Genomic DNA, 23,073 nt, shown 5'->3' with positions numbered 1-23,073 from the left:
GATGTATTCCTCATTATGAATGAAAAAAAGTGATTAGTGGCGCTTACCACCATGGCCACCGGAGCTATGACCACCAGAGCTATGACCACCGGAGCTCTTGCTTCCGCCATTGCCTCTGCTACCTGAACTATGCCCCCCTGAGCTTTTGTTGCCTGAGCTATGACTACCAGAGCGGCTACCGCTGTTTTGTTGACGATTGCTTTGTTTGGATGTGATCCCTGAAGAGGATTGCTGATTTGCGTTGCTCGCCTCTTCTTCTGTCACTGTGCTATCTGAGTCCGTTCCTACAAAGGTTTCATCTGATGCTGAGCCTGACTCGCTAGCAACGCTATTATCATCCGCTAAGTAAGTCTCATCAGAGTTTGTTGTACCTTCTTCACTTGCGGCGTCGCCACTTGTGTCACTGCTCGTAGCGCTCTCATCACTGGTGGTTGTGTCTTCTGTTATGACGGTACTGTCTTCGGATGTGGCACTGCTGTCGCTGGTGGCGTTAGCTTCTTCATCCACAACGTTGGCGTATACCTGCGAGGTAAGGGGAAATGATAGAAAAGTGCTCAGCGCTAAAGTAGCGATGAAACGTAAGGAGGAATTGGCCATGGCTGCTGCTCCATATGAGGGGGTTATGGGGTAATAATTGAGTGTTGTTTTATTTGTGGGATATTTTCCCACTAATTATTGAGGTTAAATTAAGTGGATAAATTTCCCACGTCAACATAAAATTTCGAAAAATTGACTATTTATTGAGCCAATATGTCCCAAGACACACCTAGCCAAGGCACGCGCCAGCTGATCACTAAGTCATTAAAGAAGGTTTTATCCTCTTTAGTTCGCTTGGTTGTTCGTTATGGCGTGACTTATCCTGAGTTTTTGGAGTTGTTGAAAAAGGTTTATGTGGATGAGGTACGCCAAGATCTGCAGCGCAAGGGTGATAAAGTCACTTTAAGTCGTATCAGTGTGGTCAGCGGAGTGCACAGAAAAGATGTTAAGCGGCTTCTAGAAGACGCCCCAGATGAGTCGTATGTACCGGAGAAATCATCCCTTACTTCCCGATTAATTAGTTTGTGGGTGGGAGATAGCCGTTTTTTAGACGAGCAGGGAGAGCCTTGCCTTCTGCCCCGGCAAGGTGACTTGTCGTTCGAGAGCTTAGTTCGCGAAGTCAGCGTGGATATTCGTCCTAGAACAGTCTTTGATGAGTGGTTGGATCGAGGTTTGCTGACGGAGCAAGAGGGTCAATGTCAGCTCAATTTAAATGCTTTATTTCCAAGTGATGATTTGGCGACAAAGGTTTCCTTTTTTGCCCGTAATACCTCAGATCATATTGCTGCCTGTGAACACAATCTTCGAGGCGAACTGCCGCCATTACCAGAACGTTCCGTGTTTTATAACCGATTGTCTTGCGAATCAGTGAGTGCTTTGCAAGACACTGCTAGCCATGAAAGCCAGGCCCTGCTCGTGAAACTCAATAAGCAAGCCCAACAACTGGCCCGTGAAGACGATGGCAAAGCGGAGGCCGATCACAGATTTATTCTGGGTGTGTATTTCTACCGTGAGCAGGATCAACAAGATGGCTAACTGGATTAGATGGGGACTTACCCTGCTTCTCAGTCTGTCCTTGGTGATTTGGGCAAGCGATGACCGAGGCATTGGCGGCACCGGTAAAATGATGGGGCAGCCATCGGATACGCAAGGAGATGACCGAGGTATCGGTGGCACAGGGGTAATTGGTACGATCACAGAGTTCGGTAGTATCTGGGTAAATGGTTTAGAGATAGAGCTTGATGAAAAGACCAATATTCTCAGAGACGGTAGAGCTGCTAGTGAGTCAGATCTGCGTCTTGGGCAACAGGTTGCTGTGCTCGCCACGCAAGAAGGTGACCAGTGGTGGGCACGTGTGGTGCGGATTCAACATGCTGTGATTGGCGAAGTGGTTGAGAGTCAATCGGAAGGTTGGCTGGTTCAAGGAGTATCCGTTGTTCCGGCCACCGATGCGCCGGGGGTGCTACCATCGTTAGATCTAGGGCAAAACGTTCGAGTCAGCGGCTATTTTATTGGCGATCAACTCTATGCAACGGATATCGAAAAGATCCCTGAAACGGACCAATGGCAGATTGTTGCACCTGCGCAAGCTGTGTCACAAACCCAATGGCGTTGGGCGGGGAGAGTCCTGCCAGAGGAAATATTGGACGCTAAAGATGGGGAGGTCATCACCTTGCGAGGGCGAAATACTTCACAAGGTGAATCAGCTTATTTTGTCAGGCATGAGCGGTTACCGTTTGCAGGCCAAGTCTCCAATTACTTAATAGAAACGCCGGATGCATCGTTGCGAAAAGGTCGCTCGGTGAAAAATTGGTCCGCCGATCAATTAAAACAGATGCAGCAACGGGAGCCTGAGCGAAGCTTCTCCCGAGAGGGGGAGCCTAAGCACCGCGGAGATGATGGGATGGAATTTACTGACGATCGACAAGGGTCATACTTAGACAGGCATGATACTCGCAGCAATCACTTTGGGGAGCCCACTAAAAACACAGAAGGGTCTTCTCCAGCCTCAGGTGATCGCAGCTCAGGCGGGCGTCATGGCGATGGTCCTAAGAGACATTAAGTTAACCTCGACGCCAGTTATGGTATTTCTCAAGCCAGCGTAATGCCGCTTGTGGGGCGTGGGCTTTTTTCCATTCTCCCGCGGCGTATTTGTTGGCTTCTGCCCACGTTGGGTAGGCATGTATGGTGCCCAAAACCTTGTTTAGGCCTAAACCATGTTTCATGGCCAGTACGAATTCTGGCAGCATTTCCCCAGCGTTTTCCGCCACTATGGTCACTCCCAAAATGCGGTCTTTGTTGGGGGTGGTTAACACCTTAATCACTCCCTCTGCAGCGCTCTCGGCAATGGCTCGGTCTAGGTCCGATACGTCGTACTCCACGACCTCGTAGGCAATGTTTTGAGCGCTTGCCTCGGTTTCGTTGAGTCCAACCCTTGCTACTTGAGGATCTACGAAGGTCACCGCTGGGATCACCCGATAGTCTGTTTTAAAGCGTTTAAATTGCCCAAATAATGCGTTCACACTGGCGTACCATGCTTGGTGCGCGGCAACGTGGGTGAGTTGGTAGGGGCCCGCCACATCGCCTGCGGCATAGATATTTGGATAAAGGGTTTCTAGGTAGTCATTGGTGTCTAGGGTTCGTGTGGCTGGGATGCCTAGTTCTTCTAGGCCAAAGCCTTCTAAACGAGCTGCACGCCCAAGGGCCACTAATGCATAATCAAATTCGATCGAGCCTTTTTGTGTTTGAGCAAGATGACCTTGGACGCTGGTTTCAAAGGCCTGAACTTCCCCGTTGAACTGCACTGTCACACCGTCAGCAGTGAGCTTTTTAAGCACTCGAGCACTGATGTCAGGGTCTTCCTTACTCAGTAACTGACTGCTTCGTTCGAGTAAGGTGACTTGACTGCCAAGGCGCGCAAACGCTTGAGCCAGTTCGCAACCGATCGGCCCACCGCCGAGTACTAATAGGCGTTTGGGTGGTTCTTCTAATTCCGCAAACGTTTCCCAAAGGGTGTCACTGGTGACGTAAGGAATGGTCTCGATACCGGTAATATCAGGCACAAAAGGTTGCGCCCCTGTGGCCAAAATAATGCTGCGGGTGGTGATCTGTTCGGTGTGACCTTTAGCGTCTGTTAGTGCGACGGTCCAAGGGTCAATCAGTTTTGCTTCCCCCTGACGAACGTCTACCCCCATAGCGCTGTATCGCTCTACGCTGTCATGGGGCTCAATGTCGCGGATCACCTCTTGGATACGTGCCATGACACCTTTGAATGAAAACTGAGGTGTCTGAGGTGTTAAACCGTATTTATCCGCCTGGCGCATTTGTGCGGCGACTTTGGCGCTTTTAATGATCGCCTTACTTGGTACACACCCATAATTCAGGCAGTCGCCTCCCATCTTATGACGTTCAATAAGGGTGACTTTAGCCTTTACGGTAGCGCCGATGTAGGCGCTTACTAACCCTGCGGCACCAGCCCCGATTACCACTAGATTTCGGTCAAACTTTTTGGGAGGCGTGTATTTTTGATAAACGCGACGCTTCTGCAGCCCCGATATGATGAGTTTAGCCAGCCAAGGAAAGAGTCCTAGCAGTACAAAAGAGAGAATTAACTCGACGGACAACACGCCCCGGAGGCTTTCCAGCTGAGCCAGTTGAGTGCCTGCATTGACGTACACCGCAGTCCCCAAAAACATCCCCACTTGGCTGACCCAGTAAAAGGTCCAGGTGCGGATAGGAGTGAGCCCCATTACCAAGTTAATTAAAAAGAATGGGAAAACCGGCACAAGGCGTAATGTAAACAGGTAAAAGCCACCGTCCTTTTCAACCCCTTGGTTGATGGTTTTAAGTCGTTGTTGAAAGCGCTTTTGCACCCAGTCTCGAAACAAAAATCGAGACAGTAAAAACGCTATGGTTGCTCCCACGGCACTGGCAAATGAAATCAGGGTAAGGCCCCAAGCCAGTCCAAACAGAGCGCCTCCCGCAAGGGTAAGTATGGTGGCACCGGGAAAAGAGAGTGCTGTCGCCACCACATAGAGGATAAAAAACAGCAATGAAGCGAACACAGGTTGTTGGTCACGCCAATGTTGCAGCTGATCAAGGTTGGTTTGCACCGATTCTAGGGTGAGCAAGTGTCCATATTGGCTTATACCCAAGGTGGCCAAAGCAACAATTATTAGGGCAGTGAACGCTTTTTTCATCAGTGAGCTCCAGAGTGCGGACGGTTTACATAGATGCATGATTGGACGTCCAGCAAGCAATATTATTACAAATTAATAGTGATCTACTTTCTAATTTAGAACGTAAAGAAATGTAATTACGTGAAAATTTAAAAACTAGATCATTGAAAATATTGAGCTTTTTTGGGTCTTTGCACAATTTAAGCGAATTATGAGAATTAAGGAAGTTTGCTCATTTCTCTTTACCTAACGACCAGATAGTTTCTACTCTAAATATATCAACTCAAATCAAATAATTTACAGGGAGTGTAACGCCAGAATGTTTATTCTATCGATCCTCTTTTTCATGATCGGCCTTGTGCTGACGGCTGGTGGTATCTGGCTGTTAGCTCTCGATGGAAGCCCCTACTACGTGATTGCTGGTGTTATTCTATTGGCCGTCAGCTTCACCTTACGCCGTCGCCGAGTGATTGCAAACAGCTTGTATGCCCTATTGCTCATAGGAACCATGGCTTGGTCCCTATGGGAGTCAGGATTCAGCTGGTGGCCACTGGCAAGCCGAATGGGCACCTTGTTGGTTTTGGCCCTACCATTAATGATCTTTGTTGGCCGCAAAGGGCGTGCAGCCCAGCGTCTATTATTGCCAGCTTGGGCCGTTTGTACTGTGCTTACCTTGAGCCCACTCGCCATGGACGATCCCACTGCCGTAAAAGGCACCATGGCGGAGTCTGTCGTCAACCCATCTGCTGCAACGGGGTTAGCGAACCCAGAAGAATGGCACGCCTATGGCCGTAGTAATTTAGGTCAGCGTTATGCGCCAGTAAATCAGATCACCACAGACAATATTGATGATCTGACCTTAGCTTGGCAGTATCAAACGGGGGACACCAAAGGCCCTGAGGATGTGACCGAAACTACCTATGAAGCCACGCCCCTCAAAATCGGCAATGCCCTGTATCTATGTACTCCGCACAACTGGTTGATTGCGTTGAATGCTGATAGCGGTGAAGAGCTTTGGGTCTACGACGCCAAAGTGCCTGCAGAGAGTCAGCGACAGCACCAAACTTGTCGGGGCGTGTCTTATCTTCCTGCTGCCGACAGCAGTAAACAAAATCTAGCCAAGAAACAAAACCAACCTGCACAAGAGCTGGCGTCCATGCAATGTGATGCTCAGATCTTCTTACCCACTTCAGATGCTCGTCTGCTAGCGGTTGACCCCGAGACTGGGGCTTTGTGTTCTAACTTCGCGGATAACGGCACCTTGGATTTGATGCATAACATGCCTTACAAGCAGTCCGGCTTTTACTACTCTACTTCGCCCCCATTAGTCGCGGGCGGTAAAGTGATTGTGGCGGGCTCAGTTAATGATAACTATGCCGTTAATTCTCCGTCGGGTGTTATTCGTGCCTACGATGCCAAAACCGGCGAGTTGATGTGGAACTGGGATGCTGGTCATCCAGAAGACACAACTCCGATTGGCGAAGACGAAACTTACGCAGTGAGCTCCCCTAATAGCTGGTCTGTGGCCAGTGCTGATGAGGAGCTAGGGCTTGCTTATTTCCCAATGGGCAACCGTACACCGGATCAGCTTGGTATGTACCGTTCACCTGCGGACGAAAAATACGCCACCTCAGTGGTTGCTTTGAGCCTTGAAACGGGCCAAGCAGAATGGGTGCAGCAGTTTGTGCACCATGATTTATGGGACATGGACACACCTGCTCAGCCGGTATTATTGGACTTGAACACGGACAAAGGTGTGGAACCTGCATTGGTGGTGCCCACCAAGCAAGGGGACGTATACGTTTTAAACCGAGGCACCGGTGAGCCGATTTTCCCAATTACAGAAGAGCCAGCGCCCCAGGGATCTATTCCAGGGGACTTTACGGCACCGACACAGCCTACTTCTGCGGTAACTTTTAAGCCCGAGCCATTAACCGAGGCGAAAATGTGGGGGGCCACCCCAATTGACCAAATGTTGTGTCGCATCGAATTTAACAGCTTAGATTACGAAGGTCGTTACACGGCACCGTCAGAGAAAGGCGCCATTGTGTTTCCGGGCAACTTTGGGGTATTCAACTGGGGCAGTGTCGCGGTAGACCCTAAACGTCAGGTGATGTTTGGCATGCCTTTATACCTAGCATTTACCTCAAAATTAGTCGCCAAAACGGGACAAGATTTAGGGGAAACCAACCAAGGGGAACAAGGCTTAAATGAAAACGCTGGCGCGCCCTATGCGGTGGAAATGGGACCTTTCCTATCGCCATTAGGTGTTCCTTGTCAGCAGCCACCTTGGGGCTATGTTGCCGGTGTGGATTTACGCACAGGGGAAACCGCTTGGAAGCATAAAAACGGCACCATCGAAGACCTCACACCACTGGCTCTGCCCATTCAAATGGGTGTGCCGGGCATTGGTGGCCCTATCTTAACAGACAGCGGTGTGGCCTTTATGGCCGCGTCTGTGGACGATTACATCCGTGCTTACGACGTGAAAACCGGTGCGCAGATTTGGCAGTCTCGTTTGCCTGCGGGTGGTCAAGCAACCCCAATGACCTATATGAACAGCAAGGGTGAGCAAATGGTGATTCAAGTGGCTGGTGGCCATGGCTCTATTGGCACCACCATTGGTGATTATGTGGTGGCTTACAAGCTCGCCAAATAACCCTCAGAGCAGCCTTTGCAATAGCACTTTAGCTAGAAAAGCCCAGCAGCTGCTGGGCTTTTTTGTGTCTGATTATAGGGCTAAACCATAGGTGGGTGTGTGCTCATCTAAACCCTTGGCAAAGGTCAAAATGTCATTATGAATGCGTTGATAATCCGGTCGCTCGTTGTGTTCTTGGCGGCTCCATAATGCAATATCCCGTCGCGGCATAAAGCGTTCATCTGTGAGCAACATTTGTTCTGGGAGGATCTCGCCACTCATCAAGGCCAATCGTGCAGGTAAAGACACCAACATATCCGTTGTATTGAGTAGGTGGATCACTGAACGAATGCTACTGGTAAAGGTGATCTTGGCTGCATTGTCTTGGATGGGAAGATTGCTGTTCATAAAGCCTGCGCTGGCCCCGGCCACAAACCACTTTTGTCGTTGCAACACCGGTTCTTCGATCAATTGCTTGTGCTGTAGCAGAGGAGAGTGCTTACCCGCAAAAATGGCGGAACGGTCTCTGAAAACTATGGTTCGAGACAAAGTGCTTTGGGCAACAGTGACATGGGCTGGCCCCAACAAAAAGTCCAGTTCTTCCTCCTTGAGTAGTTGGATTTGTGCCGCTGCGGAACCAGTGCGAAGGTGAAAGGCAAATCTGGGCTCATCGATAAAATGGCGAGTAGTTTGTGCCACAGTAGAATACTCCCAAAGGGGATCAATGCCCACGGTGAACTCGTTGCGAAAGCCGCTGTTCCACTGGCGGATAACTTCGTTGCTGTATTCTGACTCCGCAAGAATCTTTTCACCAATGGCGGCCAGCCGCTCCCCAATTTCAGTCGGGGTAACCCCATACCGGGTGCGCTTTAGGACCGGTGCGCCGACTTTTTGCTCTAGCTGTTGAATCGCACGGGTGAGTGTGGGTTGGGTGACAAACAGCTGTTCTGCCGCGGCAGAGATGGAGCCCTGTTTGATGATGATAGCCAATTGCTTCAGTAGGTTTGGATTCATGTATGCGTTTCTTTTTAGTCTGGCTCTATAAATCTATTTTTCCTTATATTTAATCTACTCTAAAGTGAAGAAAAATAACAAATCGGAGTCAGTGCCATGCAATTCCATCAAGACGGTTTTTTTCCTGGAGACCCACGTATTTCAGATCCACAAGATCGAGTGGTGCCGCCACCGATTAAGCGTCCTATGCCAAAACAGGTAGATGTGATGATCGTTGGCTGTGGTCCCGCAGGGTTAAATCTTGCAGCGCAGCTGTCTCAATTCAGCGATATTTCGGTGTGCATTGCCGATTTGAAGGACGACCGTTTGTTAGTGGGGCAGGCCGATGGTATTGCTTGCCGCACTATGGAAATGTTTCAGGCCTATGGTTTCGCAGATCAGATCAAGCAAGAAGGGTATCAAGTGAACGAAGCGGCGTTCTGGAAGCCCGATGCAACCCATCCAAACCATATTGCCCGCACAGGGAAGGTGGAGGATGTGGAGCAGGATTTGTCAGAAATGCCCCATATGATCATCAACCAAGCCCGCATTCACGATGAGTTCTTGCGGGTGATGAAACACTCGCCAAACAAGTTAGAGCCCCATTACCAGCGGAAATTTCTCGGTTTAACCGTGGACGAAACAGAGGAATACCCGGTGACTGTTCAGTTTGAGCGCATGGTGAATTATTCCCAGTTCACCAAAGAAGTGGAAACGGTAAAAGCCAAGTATGTGGTGGGCTGTGACGGAGCCCGCTCTGGGGTGCGTTCTGCCATAGGGCAAACACTGGTGGGCGATGCCTTGAACCAAGCTTGGGGGGTGATGGATGTGCTGGTGAACACGGACTTCCCTGATATCCGCATTAAGTCTCTGATTCAGTCCCATAAAGAAGGCAACATGCTGATTATCCCACGGGAAGGGGGGTATATGGCGCGGGTGTATGTAGAGCTGGATAAGCTCAAGGAAAACGAGCGTGTGTCACGGGATGAGATGACTTCGGACATTCTAGTGGCCGCTGCCAATCGCATCATTGCACCCTATACCATGGACGTGAAAGATGTGGCTTGGTGGTCGGTGTACGAGATTGGTCAGCGTATTACTACGGCATTTGATGATGGTGCACTAGGGCGCGCTCCACGGGTCTTTTTAGCGGGGGATGCGTGCCATACCCACAGTCCCAAAGCAGGACAAGGCTTAAATACCTCGGTAATGGATACCTGGAATCTAGGTTGGAAGTTAGCTCATGTGCTTCGTGGTTTAGCGGATGTGTCCTTGTTGTCCACTTACTCTTCAGAACGACATGAATACGGACAAGCCTTAATCGACTTTGATCGTCAGTGGTCATCTATGTTCAGTGCTAAACCGAAATCGGCGGAAAACCCTGACGGAGTCGATCCGGCAGAGTTTCAGCGCTATTTTAAATTGTTTGGGCATTACACCGCTGGAGTGTCGATCCAGTATCGCCAATCCTCAGTGATCGGTTCAAATGAGCATCAAGACTTGGCAACGGGATTAAAAGTAGGCTTCCGCTTCCATTCGGCCCCAGTGATCCGTCATGGGGATGCTAAGCCGATGCAATTGGGCCATTGCCATACGGTGAATGGTGCTTACAGGGTGTATGCTTTTGCCGGTAACCAAGCGCCCATGTCCGAGGGCTGTGGAGTTCGTCAGTTGGCTGACTTCATGATGAATCATGGGGACTCGCCTGTGAAGAAATACACCCCTGCTGGTGCTGAGGTGGATTCGGTGATTGACCTGCGGGGTATCTTCCCTTGTCATCATCATGCCTTAGAGCGGTCTCAGTTAGACCCGCTGCTGACTCCGGTAAAGGGCAAACTGGGGCTGAAAGATTTTGAAAAGGTGTATTGTGCGGATCACTTAACAGGGCCTGATATTTATGATTTGCGTGGCATTGATCGTGAGCAGGGGTGCCTAGTGATTGTACGTCCTGATCAATATGTCGCCGCCGTCCTGCCGTTAACAGATTTGGCAGGGATGAATGCGTATTTTGAGCAGGTACTCGTCCCTCAGTAATCCTAGGCAAAGTGTTGAAAAAGCCCAGCCTTAGGTTGGGTTTTTTTACATGCTTCTTTATTCCATAATTGATTTGTATATGTAAACCAATAGTCCTTTTAGTTATAACGAAAAGGGTTTTAAAAAGACCAATTTAATATTGGCGCGTCAGAGTCACTTTCCTTATCATGCCGCCTTCATCGTGGCCACAAGCCCCGTAAAAGCAAAATAAGCTGGAAACATCAGTAATCATGACGAAACCTACTCCTTTGGCCTTGTTGCCATTACTTCTTTTCTTAGCCCTGTTTGTGGGCAGCGGTCTTTGGTATCAGAGCCAAGACGTGGACTTTGCCTTTTATCAAATCCAAGCCCCTGTGGCGATTTTGCCAGCCTTGGTGTTAGCCATTCTACTGAGCCGTGGCGCACTGAATGAGCGGATTGAAACCTTCATGAAGGGCGTTGGCGATCAGACCATTATCACCATGGTATTGATCTACTTATTGGCGGGTGCCTTTGCCAGTGTCGCGAAAGCGGTAGGCGGCGTGGATGCCACCGTGAACTTCGGTTTGAGTGTGATTCCTGCGAGCTTGATTCTGCCGGGTATCTTTGTGATCACTGCGTTTGTGGCGACCTCTATGGGAACGTCCATGGGCACCATTGCCGCCATTGCACCGATTGCCTTTGGCGTCGCAGAAGCGACGGATCTGCCTTTGTTGACCACTGTTGGGGCGGTCATTGGTGGTGCCATGTTTGGTGATAACTTGTCGATTATCTCTGATACCACCATTGCGGCCACTCGAACTCAGGGCTGTGACATGCGTGATAAGTTTCGCATGAACTTTAAAATCGCTTTACCAGCGGCAGTACTGGTATTGATCTGGTTGTTCTTCCAAGGCTCCCAAGCACAGCTTGAACAGGTAGAAGACTACAATATCTGGCTGGTATTGCCTTATGTGGCGGTTTTGGTATTGGCGATCCTTGGGGTAAACGTGTTGTTAGTGTTGTTCACCGGCATCTTGCTTGCGGGCATTTTGGGCTTGGTGACCATGGCTGATTACACTGTGGCGCAATGGTCTAAGGACATCTACGCGGGCTACACCGGCATGCAAGAGATTATGATCTTGTCCTTATTGATCGGTGGTCTAGGGGCGCTGATGAAGTCTCAAGGTGGTCTGGAGTGGATCGTTCGCAGTATCGAAAAGATTAGCCGTGCCTTGGGTGCAAAAGATGGCTCACGCCGGGCAGGTGAGATGAGTATCAGTGCTTCTGTGGCGTTGACGAATCTATGTACCGCAAACAATACGGTTGCCATCTTGATTAACGGCTCCGTGGCGAAAGATGTGGCACAGCGCTATAACGTAGATCCTCGCCGCAGTGCCAGCTTGTTGGATATCTTCTCTTGTGTGATTCAAGGTTTGATCCCATACGGTGCTCAGATTCTACTGGCATCTTCTTTGGCTGGATTGTCGCCGCTTGAGGTCATCACCCATGTGCAATACAGCTGGGTGCTGGCTTTGGTTGCCTTGCTTTCGATTGTGATTGGCCGTCCTCGCGTCAATGCATAACGCGCACTGGCTTGAACAAAAAGGTTAAACAAAAAATCCCCGCCTTGGCGGGGATTTTTTATGGCTGAGAGCCGATTACATTATCGAGTGCTGTAGGCGCCCGATGCGTTCTGCTCGTTAGCGGAGCCGGTTGCGTAGTCGGCAATGGCTTCCCCTTGTTTTTCCCATTGTGCTTGCTCTTCTGCCGTAGCTTTAGGAGAGAAAGCGCCAATTTGAGCGTAGATCAGACCCAATACTGGGGAAATCCAACACGCAAAGGCCAGAGGGATGTACAACAAGTTTTCAAAGTTACCGTTGCCAATGCTCAGACCTAGGGCTCCAATTACGAAGGCACCGCCGGCGTTCCATGGCACCAGTGGAGACACTAAGGTACCGCCTTCTTCAATGGCACGGGATAGGTTCAAAGTAGAGTATTTCATACCACGGTAAACTGGTGCGTACATACGTCCTGGTAGGGCGATAGATAGGTACGGGTCTCCTGCCACAAGGTTGGTCGCTACAGACGTTAGTGTGGCAGAAGATTGCACACCGCGGAACGAGTCCACTTTAGACATGATGGCGCGGATGATGGCTTCTAGACAGCGGGTCTTTTCAAGGGCTCCACCAAAGCCTAAAGCGATTAGGATCAAAGAAATGGTCCACATCATAGACTGAATGCCGCCACGGTTGAGTAGGCTGTTGATGGCATCAGAGCTGGTTTGGATAGAGTAACCGCTGTTGGCGTAAGTCAGTACATCGTGTACCCCAGCGCCTTGGGTGAACATGGCCACAGCGGCACCCGTTAGTACACCCGCAAACAAAGAAGGGATCGGCGGCATGCGTTTAACAGCCAAGACGATCACGACTAGGGCAGGTAGTAACAACCAAGCAGAGATTTCGAAGTTGTTTTGTAGGGAAGTAGTGATGGCGTTGATACGCTCGAAGGAAGCGTTATCGTTATCGATTAAGGTGAACCCTGCCACCAAGTAGATCACCAAAGCGATTAGCATGGATGGCACTGTGGTTGGCATCATGTTTTTGATGTGGGAGAACACATCTGTGCCAGTCACCGCAGGCGCTAGGTTGGTGGTATCAGAAAGTGGCGATACCTTGTCACCAAAGAAGGCACCAGAAACTACAGCACCCGCAGTCCAATACATGGGAATCTCAAAACCTGCACCTATGCCCATCAAGGCCAGACCCACGGTACCAACAGTCCCCCAAGAGGTTCCCAAAGATAGGGAGACAACCGAACACAGGATCATTGCCGCAGCCAAGAATACCTGTGGCGATAGGATGGTTAGACCATAATAGATCAGTGTTGGCACTGTACCTGAGGCAATCCACACACCTACGATCATACCCACAAGGATCAATACGGAAACCGACGGCATGGATACGTGAATAACGTGAAAAATGCCTTCTTCGATGTCTTTCCAGCGCAATCCTTGTTTAATACCTACCAGCGCCGTGATCGCTAGACCAATGGCTAAAGGAATGTGCGGGGTGAAGTCACCGAAGTAAAAAATTTGTACGCCCAGAAGCGCTAGTGTTAAGACGACCGGAATCAATGCTAGCCCTAAGCTAGGCATCTCCGCCGTTCTTGAGTTGGTATTAGCCATAGATTTGTTCCTGCGGTTTTGTGTTATGTGATTGTTATAAAGTGCCACCGAAAATGATGATGCACTTTCGATGACTAACGTTTTAGCAGGATGAAAGAATGAATTCGCAAACAGGTCGTAATACTTTGTATGAACAATGTGAACTCCAATTCACGGATTTGTGACAGATTATCGAGGCTGTTTTGACGTATTTTGTCAGTTGATGCGATTTAAAGGCATGAGGTCATGTGAAAAACTGTCACTAGTCTAAAATGCTGGGGCGCGGTAAGCCTGTAAGTGCTTGGCATTTTGTCAAATCTCCGTCTCTTTTACCCCATAGATGGGGTAACTTAGTTAACCCTTAAGACGGGTTTGAATAGCCTGTAAATGACTGTTTATAACTGGTGCTCTTGTTTACATTTCATTTAAATTTGTGCGTTCTTTGAAGCTCTTATTTTTTGTGGAGTGACTTGGTATAGTTATGAAACTAAGGTGCATAGCACACGGCTTAACCAGCGTAGCGCCCCTAGCAACCTCGAACTTCTTACCCTTTGCAGTGCATAGCTTATGTTGATGTCAGATATCAAAATTCTCGTCGTAGACGATTCAAGTGTTACACGGGAAACATTGGAAAGTTACTTTGCCGAGGAAGGCTATTCTGTTAATGGTGTGAATACCGCTGAAGAAGCCGAGCGCTTGATGCAAGATCAAGAGTTTGATTTGGTTCTGCTAGACATACGTTTGCCTGGAAAAGATGGACTCACCTTAACCCGTGAGCTGCGTTCCCGTTCGGAAGTGGGGATCATACTGGTCACGGGTAAACAAGACGAAATTGACCGAATCATTGGATTAGAATGTGGTGCGGACGAATATGTCTGCAAACCTTTTAACCCCCGCGAAATGCTCGCTCGAGCCAAAAACCTCATCCGCCGTGTGCACAAGCAGCGGGAGCAACAAAAACCTGCGGAAGAAACGCCTATTCGTCAGTTAGGTACATGGCAACTGGATATGTCCCGTCGGGTTTTAGTAGGTCGTGATAAGAGTGTTAGCCAGTTAACCGAAGGGGAGTTCCAACTGCTGACGGCCTTGCTTGAGAGTGAAGGGGTAGCGTTAACCCGTGACCAACTAATGGATCGCATTAAAAACCGTACTTGGAATGCCACGGATCGAACCATTGATGTGCTCATTGGACGCATTCGCCGCAAGTTAGCAGAAGACGAGTCTTGCCCTTCTTTGATCATAACGGTTCATGGGGTGGGCTACTTACTTAGCACCCCAAGCCATTCGGACACTCCATGACTTTGACGTGCCGAACAGCCGCCTATGTTTTGGCTCTCGGTATGCTACTCGGATCTTCAGTCAGTCGGGCGGAAGATACTTCTTCGGACTCTCTAGGGGACCTTAAGGTTCGTATTTGCGGCACTCCCGCCTATCCTCCTGTGTCTTGGATCGCCCCTAATGGTCGTGTGGAAGGGGTCAATGCCGCTCTGATTAGAGCCTTGTTATTACCCTTAGGGGTGCAAGTGGATGATCAACAAAACAGTAATTGGCGTCGCTGTCTTAAAGAGGTGGAGCTGGGTAATGTGGATGTGATCTCAGGGTTTCGCAATGAAGAACGTTTGCAATTTGTCACCTATCTCGACACCCCTATCATCGAAGAATCCATCTACTTTTATTACCCCATAGGGGCACCCTTTGAATTTACCCGTTGGGAAAATCTGACGGGTATGCGCATTGGTGTGATGCGCGGGGACAGCTTTGGAGATGGCCCCGATGCGGCGTTGCAAACCTACCCAGACTTGGAATGGGTATCCACGCAAAATCAAAACCTACTTAAGCTTGCCGATGGTCGTCTCGATGCTGTGCCCATGGGGAAGCTCTCTGGGCAGCTACAAACCGCCGCGCTAGGGCTAAATGGACGAGTGGGACATACGGCTACTGATGTAAACGATTACTGGTATGTGGCCATCTCTAAAAAATCTCCGTTAATGAAATGGTTACCAGAGCTGAATGAGCGGTTGGAACGCTTGTTAAAAAATCCTGCCATCATTCCTAGCTTGTTAGCCCGCCAGAAAACCCTATACCTGCGTACCATGCAGAGGCCGTCACAGGAGGCTAAGTAAGATGAATCGATGGTCTGGCCGCACCTTGTTTTCTAGCCTAGTGCGTTACAAGCAAAACCGCCCGTTGGCGTACCGCATCTTTATCAAGTTGCTGGCTTTGAGTCTGTTACTCGCTCTGATTTCCACCAGTATTCAGGTGTACAACGAGTACCGCCGGGAGCGGGATTCCATGCAGCAGCAAACGGACTTTATTACCTCTTCTCATATTGAAGGGATTCGCAAAGGTTTGTGGGATCTAGACAGTGAGCAACTTTTACTACAGCTCAAAGGCATCATGAACTTCTCCAACGTGAATGCGGTTACTCTGCGTTCCGTGGATTGGAGTGATGGGGACATAGTAGTGGGTACTCCCCCGGACACCTTAGAAGAGGGCTATGGCACCACCTTTTCCATTTATTATGTGGACCGCGAGGGGCAGGAAACGGATCGTCTTTTGGGCGAACTCACCGTGTACCACGATATGGCGGCGATCCAGTCTCGATTGCTCCGCTCCGCTCTAGAAATTGCTTTGTTTCAGAGTGGGTTAGTGTTGATTAATGGACTGGTGTTGCTGTTGATCGTGCACCTGATGGTGACGCGACATTTGGAATACATGGCCAGTTACACTCGTACCATTGGCGCGGGTAATCTGAAGCTCAAACTGGTGCTGCCTCATAAAGCTCGAACGGGCCAAGAAGACGAGATTGATGCGGTGGTGAACGCCATGAATGAAATGCGCGAAGCCATCCTTGCGGACATTAAGCAAAAGGATCGTATCGAGGAAGAACTACGCTTCCACCGGGATCAGTTGCAAGAACAAGTGCGTCGCCGCACCCAACGTTTACAAGGGGCAAAAGAAGCGGCAGAAGAAGCCAACGTGGCCAAGAGTCAGTTCTTGGCGACCATGAGCCATGAAATCAAAACCCCATTGAATGGCATCCTAGGCATGGTGGAGCTACTGCAGCGCGCCCCCCAGCCAGAAGACAGTCGGGAAAAACTGGCGGCCATTTATCAATCCGGTGAAGCCCTGTTAGAGATCCTAAATGGCTTGCTGGATTACGCTCGATTAGAAGAGGGCATGTACAGCCCCGAGATCTTGCCTTTTTCAATGCAGGATCTGGTGAATTCCACCTGTTTGTTGTTTTCGGCCCAAGCCCAAGAGCAAGACACGCAAGTGCGGGTCAACATCAGCCCTGAGTTGGATGATTACTATCAAGGTGGCGCCGGTGCTTTACGTCAGATTCTGTCTAATTTGGTGTCCAATGCTATCAAATTTACTGAAAAGGGCGTTGTCACGATTTCGGTGATTCCAGCGAAAGATGATCCGGTTCACAGTGATCATAATCAGAACGAAGGGGTGGTGTTTGAGATTGAAGACACGGGGATCGGTATTTCAGAGGTGTTTCAAGCCCAGATCTTTGAACGTTTTAGTCAGGCGGACGAGAGTATTACCCGTCGCTTCGGAGGCACTGGCTTAGGGCTCGCCATTACAGCGCAGTTGGTGCATTTACTAGGGGGCGAGATCGGCGTTGAGAGTGAAGAAGGTCATGGTAGTGTGTTTTGGTTCTATGTGCCTTTGACTGCCATGAGGGATCGTCATCAAGCGCCTCTTGTGCCACCGGTGGAAGCCAATGAAACTCTGGCTCCCATGTCCATCTTATTGGTGGAAGATACGCCGATTAACCAAGCGGTGACCATTGAGCTATTGCAGCAGGATGGCCACAGGGTCCGCTTGGCGAAAGACGGCCTAGAGGCATTAAAGCTGACAGCAGAGACACGTTTTGAATTGATCCTGTTAGACATTCATTTGCCGGGTATGAGCGGTTTAGATGTGGCGCAGGAGATTCGTGGAGGCGGCGGCCTCAATGCAGAGACACCGATTGTGGCTCTGACTGCGAATGTTCAGCCAAGCAATGTGAAAAAATGCCACGATGCGGGCATCTGGGCCGTCATTCCTAAGCCTTTCAGTCGTGAGCTGCTTCATCAAGTGATGCGTGCCCAAACCCATGGCAGTGACATTGCTGTGGCGCCTGAAGTGGGTCAAGATCTGCTCGACATGACTCTGATTCGCTCCCATTTGACGGCCCTAGGTAAGCAGCGCCTATCTAAGCTGGTGACCTCTTTCTCTCAAGCCTTACAACGGGGGCTGATGGAGCTTAGGGAAATGAACCAAGAGCGTGACGATTATGAATTGGCTGAGATCGCCCATCGCTTAGCGGGAGACGCAGATGCTGTGGGAGCACAGCAAGTGGCTCAAGCGCTCAGAGAGATTGAGCAACAGGCCAGTGCTGGAGAGCATAGAGATTATCTTGCAGATTTGGATGCCCTAGAGACCCTTTATCAAAAGACGGTTACCGTCTATGGGCAAGTTTTGGAAGACGCCTAAAAAGCCAATGAAAACAATCGTGTAAAAAAAGAGCAAAATACGTAAAGGAGTGTGTTTTATCGTCCCTAGAGATTATAGTCGATGCTCTTTTTGAACCAGTTGTTCAAACTCTACTTATAAGAAGAATTCCATGGATCAGTCTACCAAAACTGGCCTCGCGTATGGCATTACTGCCTACGTCTGGTGGGCCATCGCTCCTGTTTACTTCAAGCTTGTCTCAGACATTGGCGCAATGGACATTTTGTCCCATCGCGTACTCTGGTCTTTTGTGATCGTGATTGCCTTGATCCTAGTGATGGGTAAGTTGCCAGTGCTTATCAAGGTGCTGCGTTCTCCAAAGTCGTTAGTGGCGTTGGCAGCATCCACCGCTTTGATCGCGGCAAACTGGGGCACCTTCATTTATGCGGTCAACAGCGACCAAATGCTCAGTGCCAGCTTAGGGTATTACATCAACCCGCTGATCAGCATCATCATCGGCATGGTGTTTTTTAAAGATCGTCTAGATCGTGCGAAACAAATTGCCGCTGCTCTGTGTGTGGCTGCCGTGGTGTTTGAGGTGATTCAGTTTGGCCGTTTGCCGTGGATTGCGTTGGCTCTTGCCTTCACTTTTGCATTTTATGGCTTGGTGCGTAAGAAACTGGCAGTGGACAGTTTCACAGGAATGGCACTTGAAACCCTATTAATGTTGCCATTTGCCTTAATGCAGCTGAAGTGGTCCAGCGACCCTATGAGTAACATGTTTGCCAATGATTTTTGGACCAATGTGCTCTTGTTTGCCGCAGGCCCAGTGACCATGGTGCCGCTCATGTTATTTGCCGCAGCGGCAAATCGGGTTAGCTTGGTGACCTTAGGTTTCTTCCAGTACATTGGCCCGAGTGGGATTTTCTTGTTGGCGGTTTTTGCCTATGGGGAAACATTCTCGCCTTCTAAATTCATCACGTTTGGTTTGATTTGGGCCGCCTTGCTGGTGCTGGTCTTTAGCTCCCTTCGCAGCATGCGTAAGCCGCCTTTAAAAACAGACGCCTAATGCTTTGATGCATTAGGCGAGAGGCGTGCTGTAATCTAGGCAGGATTTAAGAGAACAGCATGAGCTTCATGGCAGCCAGTGTCGACATGATACGAATCAGCCATTTGAAGTGAGCTGGTTTTACATGCTTCAAAAAGTGATAGCCGATTAGGGCACCGATAATCAACCCGGGCAGTGCATAGGTGGAGATAGTCAGGCTTTCTTGGCTAAACAATCCTAAGCCAATGTACATTGGGAACTTCATAATATTGATGATGAAGAAGCCCCATGCTCGGGTACTCACATAGCTTTCTTTGCTGAGCTTCTGCTCCAAGAGAAACAAGCTGAACAAAGGGCCAGCGGCGTTTGCCACCATACTCACTAAGCCCCCAGCAAAACCCATGGAGTAGGCCGTAATCGGCTTCTGCATAAAGGTGGCTGGTCGTGCATCCAGATAAAAACCTAGGGCAATCATGGCGACAATGATCACACCCAGAAGGGTGACGAATTGGTCAGAGTCCATCCCTGATAAGAGGGTAGCCCCCACTAAGACACCGAGTAACCCCAGTGGCAAGAAACGTGCTAACACGCTCCAAGAGATGTTCTTGCGATAGCTGTACACGGCCATCACGTCAGTAATTAAATACAAAGGCAGTAAAACGCCCAGCGCTTCAGGGCCAGGGAAGGCAATCATCACGATTGGCAACACCAGTAGACCCATTCCGCCTACCGAAAATTTTGAAAAGCCAGTGATCAAACCGGCGATAAACATTACCACGAGAGCAGTGGTCACATGGTCCTCCTTTCAATGAATAAGATGTGTTACTTGATTGGCTATAGAATACGCTGAATAATGAAATAAAAATAATTTCGTTTTTTGATCAAGATGAAAGGTTTAAGTTATGAAGTTGGATCAGATTAGAGCCTTTATTGCAGTGGTGGAAACTGGCAGCTTTCGGGCCGCTGCTGACATCATCCATAAGACCCAACCCAGCATCAGCGCCGCGGTGAAAGCGCTGGAAGATCAGTATGGTATTCAGTTGCTGGATCGAGATAGTTACCGACCCACCCTCACGGCTGAAGGTGAAGCCTTCTTTCGTCAGAGTAAGAAGCTCATGCTACAGGCAAACCAGCTGGAGAGTTTAGGCCATCATTTGGCGTTAGGAGCCGAGCAGCCCCTGCGTTTGTGTGTGAGCCAAATGGGGTTAACGGATCAGATCGTGGCGTTGCTTAAAGGCTTTCAAGAGTATGCTCCTAATATCGCCTTAGAAGTCACTTCAGACCACCTTCATGGGGTGCAGGATCACTTAATCAAAGAGCGTTCTGATATTGCCATTGGCCCCAGCTATGGCTTGGATGACCGACACATCTTTGTGGAAGTGGGCAAGTTAGAAATGAACTGTGTCGTCCACCCGGACTTGTTACCTGGACTGCAAGCAGGGGCGCAAAAAGTTAAGCAACAGGCCCTGTACTCCCTGCCACAAATCTTGGTCAGTCGATCCGGTGCGGAGCATGAACATAGGTTTGTACTGCCCACCGGGAAACGCTGGCATGTGAACGACTTTCAAGTGAAGAAAACCCTAGTGCAGGCGGGCTTGGGTTGGTCGCGGATTCCCCATTACATGATTAAGGATTCCCTAGAGGAAGGACGGTTGGTGTTGATGGATGTGGAGAACTTTACCTCCCATAGTCAGTTCCCCTTGTTTATGATCCGCTTACGCAACAAGACCTTGAGTCATGAGGCCAATGTCTTTTGGCGTTACGTGAAAAACACCCTCAAATCCTCCGGTTCCGACGCCTAATGCTCTTGTAAAAACCTTTGGCTGATTTTAGCTGCTAGGTTGACCCCGAACGCAGGGTGAGGCACTGGGGCCACGGACAATACTATGTCTACCGCGGGTAGGGCTGGCCAGTGATTGTCCTGAACGATGTTGATGCCATGTGACACGCTCGACACGGCCATAGCACTGACGCCTATGCCCCGTCGCAGCAAGCTTTTAATCGCCGTGGCGCTGGATGAGCTGACCATCAGGGAATAGTCCCTTTCTTGCTTTTCCATGCCATCAATGGCGGCGCTGTGAAACTTACAATCTGGCTCATAAAGTACCAGTGGTAACGGGCTCTGCTCGAGGACGCTTGGGTCGCTACCGTAGACCCAGACCCCTCGGTCATGTTTTAGCAGATACCCTTCTTCGGCGTCCGGTGCTCGGGTAAGTATGGCTATGTCGATCTTCCCAGCATCCAACATTAGGCGTAATTCCGTGCTGCAATCACAGACGATTTTAAACGCTTGGTTAGGCAGTAGTTCACGAATCAAAGCGGTGACCGTGGGTAATATGGATTCTGCATAATCATCTGGGCAGCCCATCACCAAGGGGCGATGGTGGGTAGAGTGTTTAAAGTGACTGACGGCCTCGTCGTGTAACGAGAGTATCCGGCGTGCATAGCTCACCAGCTCTTGTCCCCGTTCGGTCAGTGCCACATTACGGCCTTCCTTAACAAACAAGGGCTGCCCAGTGTCTTCCTCCAGCTTTTTCATTTGCATGCTGATGGCGCTCTGGGAGCGGAACGTTTGTTTGGCTGCTCGGGTGAAACTGCCCGTATCGACGAAAGCGATGAAACTTCTTAATGCATCAATATCCATGATGAGTCTTGCTAAACCTATTCGTAAATCGAAAGAGATTCTTCAAAAGTATTCGTTAGTCAAATGAATAGCAAGGTTGCACAATGATTGAGCTGTCATTTACATCACAAGGAATTGGAAATGCCCATGAAACTCATCATCGCAAACAAAAATTACTCTTCTTGGTCTTTGCGTGGCTGGCTGGCGCTAGAAGCGTTTGGTGTGCCATTTGAAGAAGTGAAACTGCCCCTGTTTACGGACACCTTCTACGATACCTTGGCGCAATACACACCGGTTAAAAAGGTGCCTGTGTTGGTGGATGGTGACCTCAGTGTTTGGGATTCCCTCGCTATTGCGGAATATGTGAATGAAACCTACTTAGATGGCAAGGGCTGGCCAGCGGATCGAGCCGCTCGAGCAGTGGCCCGTGCCACGGTAGCAGAAATGCATTGTGGGTATTCCGCGGTACGCAGTGCCATGCCTATGAACTGTCGTGCTCGTCGCCATGTGGCAATCGATGATGCGGTGCGCAAAGACATTGCCGCCATTGATGCCATCTGGGGGGAAAAGCGCCTACCGTACGCAGACCAGGGTGAGTACTTGTTTGGTGAATTCAGTTTGGCGGATGTGTTCTTTGCCCCAGTGGTCTTCCGTTTTGTGACCTACGGGGTAGAGCTGTCTGATGCCGCCAAGGCGTACCAACAAACCATGTTGGCACACCCAGCAATGAAGCGTTGGCTCGCGGATGCTCTAACCGAAACCGATGTGGTGGAAGAAGACGAAGCGGGTGAGCCGATCTAACCCTTCAACAATGCCAATAAATGCTCGGCTTCTGCTTGGCTGATACTGTGTGCGAGGCCGTCGAAGGTTTCCAGTGTGGTGCTGGCACCTAAGGCCTCAAGCCAGTTAAAGCCTTGCTCCGCGTGGATCACGGGAATAACAGGGTCTTTAGTGCCATGTAAGAAGTGCACACTGGTGCCTGCTGGCTTTTGCGTTGGTTGCACGGCAAATCGACCAGAGAGTGATACGACTTCTCGTGCCAACTGAGTGTTCTCTAATTGTGTCGAAGACAACGCCATAATGGCCCCTTGCGAAAAGCCAACGATAGCCGTGTCTTCTGCCCCCACGTTTGCGGTGGCTTGCCACTCATGCACCGTCTTAATAAAGGCTGGCATGGCGGTTTTGATGCGCTCCAAGCGATTATCTTCGGTGACTTCCTTAATGGAGAACCATTGAAAACCCTCACCAAAATCAAAACGATCCGGGGCTGCCACAGCGACGATCATTGCGCGATCTAGAGCATCCGCCAGCCAACGACCAAGCGGTGCAAGACTGTTAGGATTGGCGCCCACGCCGTGGAATAACAGGATTAATCGGTTCGCAACAACCGGCTTTTGAATGATAAGAGAGTGGCTCATGGATAACTCCTGTAAAACAGTGACGCCACTGTAA

General features: G+C 49.7%; 18 protein-coding genes. 11 read left to right on the top strand and 7 right to left on the bottom strand.

The window, feature by feature from the left end:
• Nucleotides 1–33: 33 nt before the first annotated feature.
• Complete coding sequence (locus ACZ5DR_RS04220) at nucleotides 34–597, bottom strand: hypothetical protein (protein ID WP_377366378.1); 564 nt, start codon at nucleotides 595–597, stop codon at nucleotides 34–36.
• A gap of 153 nt (nucleotides 598–750) precedes the next feature.
• On the opposite strand from ACZ5DR_RS04220, the gene ACZ5DR_RS04215 reads away from it, so the two are divergent.
• Nucleotides 751–1,572 (top strand): DUF6502 family protein, encoded by an 822-nt coding sequence (locus ACZ5DR_RS04215; protein WP_377366379.1) that lies wholly within the window; start codon nucleotides 751–753, stop codon nucleotides 1,570–1,572.
• Nucleotides 1,565–2,599: a DUF5666 domain-containing protein gene (locus ACZ5DR_RS04210; protein WP_377366380.1), complete on the top strand. Its 1,035-nt coding sequence runs from the start codon at nucleotides 1,565–1,567 to the stop codon at nucleotides 2,597–2,599. Before ACZ5DR_RS04215 ends, ACZ5DR_RS04210 begins: the two co-directional genes overlap by 8 nt.
• A 1-nt stretch (nucleotide 2,600) precedes the next feature.
• Here the strand turns inward: ACZ5DR_RS04210 and ACZ5DR_RS04205 are convergent, their stop codons facing one another.
• Nucleotides 2,601–4,736, bottom strand: a complete 2,136-nt coding sequence (locus tag ACZ5DR_RS04205; protein ID WP_377366381.1) for an FAD-dependent oxidoreductase — start codon at nucleotides 4,734–4,736, stop codon at nucleotides 2,601–2,603.
• A gap of 298 nt (nucleotides 4,737–5,034) precedes the next feature.
• Here ACZ5DR_RS04205 and ACZ5DR_RS04200 point away from each other — a divergent pair, with 298 nt between their 5' ends.
• Nucleotides 5,035–7,374: a glucose/quinate/shikimate family membrane-bound PQQ-dependent dehydrogenase gene (locus ACZ5DR_RS04200; protein ID WP_377366382.1), complete on the top strand. Its 2,340-nt coding sequence runs from the start codon at nucleotides 5,035–5,037 to the stop codon at nucleotides 7,372–7,374.
• 72 nt (nucleotides 7,375–7,446) lie between these two features.
• Here ACZ5DR_RS04200 and ACZ5DR_RS04195 read toward each other — a convergent pair whose 3' ends face one another.
• On the bottom strand, nucleotides 7,447–8,367 hold the full coding sequence (locus ACZ5DR_RS04195; RefSeq protein WP_377366383.1) for a LysR family transcriptional regulator: 921 nt from the start codon (nucleotides 8,365–8,367) through the stop codon (nucleotides 7,447–7,449).
• Between the two features lie 96 nt (nucleotides 8,368–8,463).
• Between ACZ5DR_RS04195 and ACZ5DR_RS04190 the strand changes: the two genes are divergently transcribed.
• Both ACZ5DR_RS04190 and ACZ5DR_RS04185 read left to right on the top strand, forming a co-directional pair.
• Nucleotides 8,464–10,380 carry an FAD-dependent monooxygenase gene (locus ACZ5DR_RS04190; RefSeq protein WP_377366384.1) on the top strand — a complete coding sequence of 639 codons (1,917 nt, stop codon included), beginning with the start codon at nucleotides 8,464–8,466 and terminating at the stop codon, nucleotides 10,378–10,380.
• Nucleotides 10,381–10,610: 230 nt separating this feature from the next.
• Nucleotides 10,611–11,924, top strand: a complete 1,314-nt coding sequence (locus ACZ5DR_RS04185; protein ID WP_377366385.1) for a Na+/H+ antiporter NhaC family protein — start codon at nucleotides 10,611–10,613, stop codon at nucleotides 11,922–11,924.
• An 80-nt stretch (nucleotides 11,925–12,004) separates the two neighbouring features.
• Here ACZ5DR_RS04185 and nhaC read toward each other — a convergent pair whose 3' ends face one another.
• A complete protein-coding gene (gene nhaC, locus ACZ5DR_RS04180) occupies nucleotides 12,005–13,525 on the bottom strand; it encodes a Na+/H+ antiporter NhaC (protein ID WP_377366386.1) in 1,521 nt (506 codons plus the stop codon).
• A gap of 552 nt (nucleotides 13,526–14,077) precedes the next feature.
• On the opposite strand from nhaC, the gene ACZ5DR_RS04175 reads away from it, so the two are divergent.
• The 4 genes from ACZ5DR_RS04175 (at nucleotide 14,078) to rarD (ending at nucleotide 19,019) form a co-directional block, all read left to right on the top strand.
• Complete coding sequence (locus tag ACZ5DR_RS04175) at nucleotides 14,078–14,803, top strand: response regulator (RefSeq protein WP_377366387.1); 726 nt, start codon at nucleotides 14,078–14,080, stop codon at nucleotides 14,801–14,803.
• Nucleotides 14,800–15,627, top strand: coding sequence for a substrate-binding periplasmic protein (locus tag ACZ5DR_RS04170; RefSeq protein ID WP_377366388.1), 828 nt, complete (start codon nucleotides 14,800–14,802; stop codon nucleotides 15,625–15,627). Before ACZ5DR_RS04175 ends, ACZ5DR_RS04170 begins: the two co-directional genes overlap by 4 nt.
• 1 nt (nucleotide 15,628) lies before the next feature.
• Complete coding sequence (locus tag ACZ5DR_RS04165) at nucleotides 15,629–17,992, top strand: ATP-binding protein (RefSeq protein WP_377366390.1); 2,364 nt, start codon at nucleotides 15,629–15,631, stop codon at nucleotides 17,990–17,992.
• Nucleotides 17,993–18,122: 130 nt separating this feature from the next.
• Nucleotides 18,123–19,019, top strand: coding sequence for an EamA family transporter RarD (gene rarD, locus ACZ5DR_RS04160; protein ID WP_377366391.1), 897 nt, complete (start codon nucleotides 18,123–18,125; stop codon nucleotides 19,017–19,019).
• Nucleotides 19,020–19,065: 46 nt separating this feature from the next.
• Here the strand turns inward: rarD and ACZ5DR_RS04155 are convergent, their stop codons facing one another.
• Nucleotides 19,066–19,791 carry a sulfite exporter TauE/SafE family protein gene (locus tag ACZ5DR_RS04155; protein WP_377366392.1) on the bottom strand — a complete coding sequence of 242 codons (726 nt, stop codon included), beginning with the start codon at nucleotides 19,789–19,791 and terminating at the stop codon, nucleotides 19,066–19,068.
• 109 nt (nucleotides 19,792–19,900) lie between these two features.
• Here ACZ5DR_RS04155 and ACZ5DR_RS04150 point away from each other — a divergent pair, with 109 nt between their 5' ends.
• Nucleotides 19,901–20,800 (top strand): LysR family transcriptional regulator, encoded by a 900-nt coding sequence (locus ACZ5DR_RS04150; protein WP_377366393.1) that lies wholly within the window; start codon nucleotides 19,901–19,903, stop codon nucleotides 20,798–20,800.
• On the opposite strand, the gene ACZ5DR_RS04145 is transcribed toward ACZ5DR_RS04150, so the two are convergent.
• Nucleotides 20,797–21,642 (bottom strand): LysR family transcriptional regulator, encoded by an 846-nt coding sequence (locus ACZ5DR_RS04145; RefSeq protein WP_377366394.1) that lies wholly within the window; start codon nucleotides 21,640–21,642, stop codon nucleotides 20,797–20,799. The genes ACZ5DR_RS04150 and ACZ5DR_RS04145 overlap by 4 nt on opposite strands.
• Nucleotides 21,643–21,768: 126 nt before the next feature.
• On the opposite strand from ACZ5DR_RS04145, the gene ACZ5DR_RS04140 reads away from it, so the two are divergent.
• Complete coding sequence (locus ACZ5DR_RS04140; RefSeq protein ID WP_464543863.1) at nucleotides 21,769–22,422, top strand: glutathione S-transferase family protein; 654 nt, start codon at nucleotides 21,769–21,771, stop codon at nucleotides 22,420–22,422.
• Here the strand turns inward: ACZ5DR_RS04140 and ypfH are convergent.
• On the bottom strand, nucleotides 22,419–23,039 hold the full coding sequence (ypfH, locus tag ACZ5DR_RS04135) for an esterase (protein ID WP_377366396.1): 621 nt from the start codon (nucleotides 23,037–23,039) through the stop codon (nucleotides 22,419–22,421). The genes ACZ5DR_RS04140 and ypfH overlap by 4 nt on opposite strands.
• Nucleotides 23,040–23,073: the final 34 nt, after the last annotated feature.

This window comes from Marinomonas vaga (assembly GCF_055388305.1).
Note: the sequence above shows the minus strand (reverse complement) of the source record. Positions and strands in the feature narration are given on the sequence as shown.

Coding starts and splice junctions, on each gene's coding strand:
- ACZ5DR_RS04170 (WP_377366388.1), top strand. CDS start 14,800: ATGACTTTGACGTGCCGAACAGCCGCCTATGTTTTGGCTCTCGGTATG.
- ypfH (WP_377366396.1), bottom strand. CDS start 23,039: ATGAGCCACTCTCTTATCATTCAAAAGCCGGTTGTTGCGAACCGATTA.
- ACZ5DR_RS04150 (WP_377366393.1), top strand. CDS start 19,901: ATGAAGTTGGATCAGATTAGAGCCTTTATTGCAGTGGTGGAAACTGGC.
- ACZ5DR_RS04215 (WP_377366379.1), top strand. CDS start 751: ATGTCCCAAGACACACCTAGCCAAGGCACGCGCCAGCTGATCACTAAG.
- ACZ5DR_RS04205 (WP_377366381.1), bottom strand. CDS start 4,736: ATGAAAAAAGCGTTCACTGCCCTAATAATTGTTGCTTTGGCCACCTTG.
- rarD (WP_377366391.1), top strand. CDS start 18,123: ATGGATCAGTCTACCAAAACTGGCCTCGCGTATGGCATTACTGCCTAC.
- ACZ5DR_RS04190 (WP_377366384.1), top strand. CDS start 8,464: ATGCAATTCCATCAAGACGGTTTTTTTCCTGGAGACCCACGTATTTCA.
- nhaC (WP_377366386.1), bottom strand. CDS start 13,525: ATGGCTAATACCAACTCAAGAACGGCGGAGATGCCTAGCTTAGGGCTA.
- ACZ5DR_RS04220 (WP_377366378.1), bottom strand. CDS start 597: ATGGCCAATTCCTCCTTACGTTTCATCGCTACTTTAGCGCTGAGCACT.
- ACZ5DR_RS04175 (WP_377366387.1), top strand. CDS start 14,078: ATGTCAGATATCAAAATTCTCGTCGTAGACGATTCAAGTGTTACACGG.
- ACZ5DR_RS04195 (WP_377366383.1), bottom strand. CDS start 8,367: ATGAATCCAAACCTACTGAAGCAATTGGCTATCATCATCAAACAGGGC.
- ACZ5DR_RS04185 (WP_377366385.1), top strand. CDS start 10,611: ATGACGAAACCTACTCCTTTGGCCTTGTTGCCATTACTTCTTTTCTTA.
- ACZ5DR_RS04210 (WP_377366380.1), top strand. CDS start 1,565: ATGGCTAACTGGATTAGATGGGGACTTACCCTGCTTCTCAGTCTGTCC.
- ACZ5DR_RS04200 (WP_377366382.1), top strand. CDS start 5,035: ATGTTTATTCTATCGATCCTCTTTTTCATGATCGGCCTTGTGCTGACG.
- ACZ5DR_RS04145 (WP_377366394.1), bottom strand. CDS start 21,642: ATGGATATTGATGCATTAAGAAGTTTCATCGCTTTCGTCGATACGGGC.
- ACZ5DR_RS04140 (WP_464543863.1), top strand. CDS start 21,769: ATGAAACTCATCATCGCAAACAAAAATTACTCTTCTTGGTCTTTGCGT.
- ACZ5DR_RS04165 (WP_377366390.1), top strand. CDS start 15,629: ATGAATCGATGGTCTGGCCGCACCTTGTTTTCTAGCCTAGTGCGTTAC.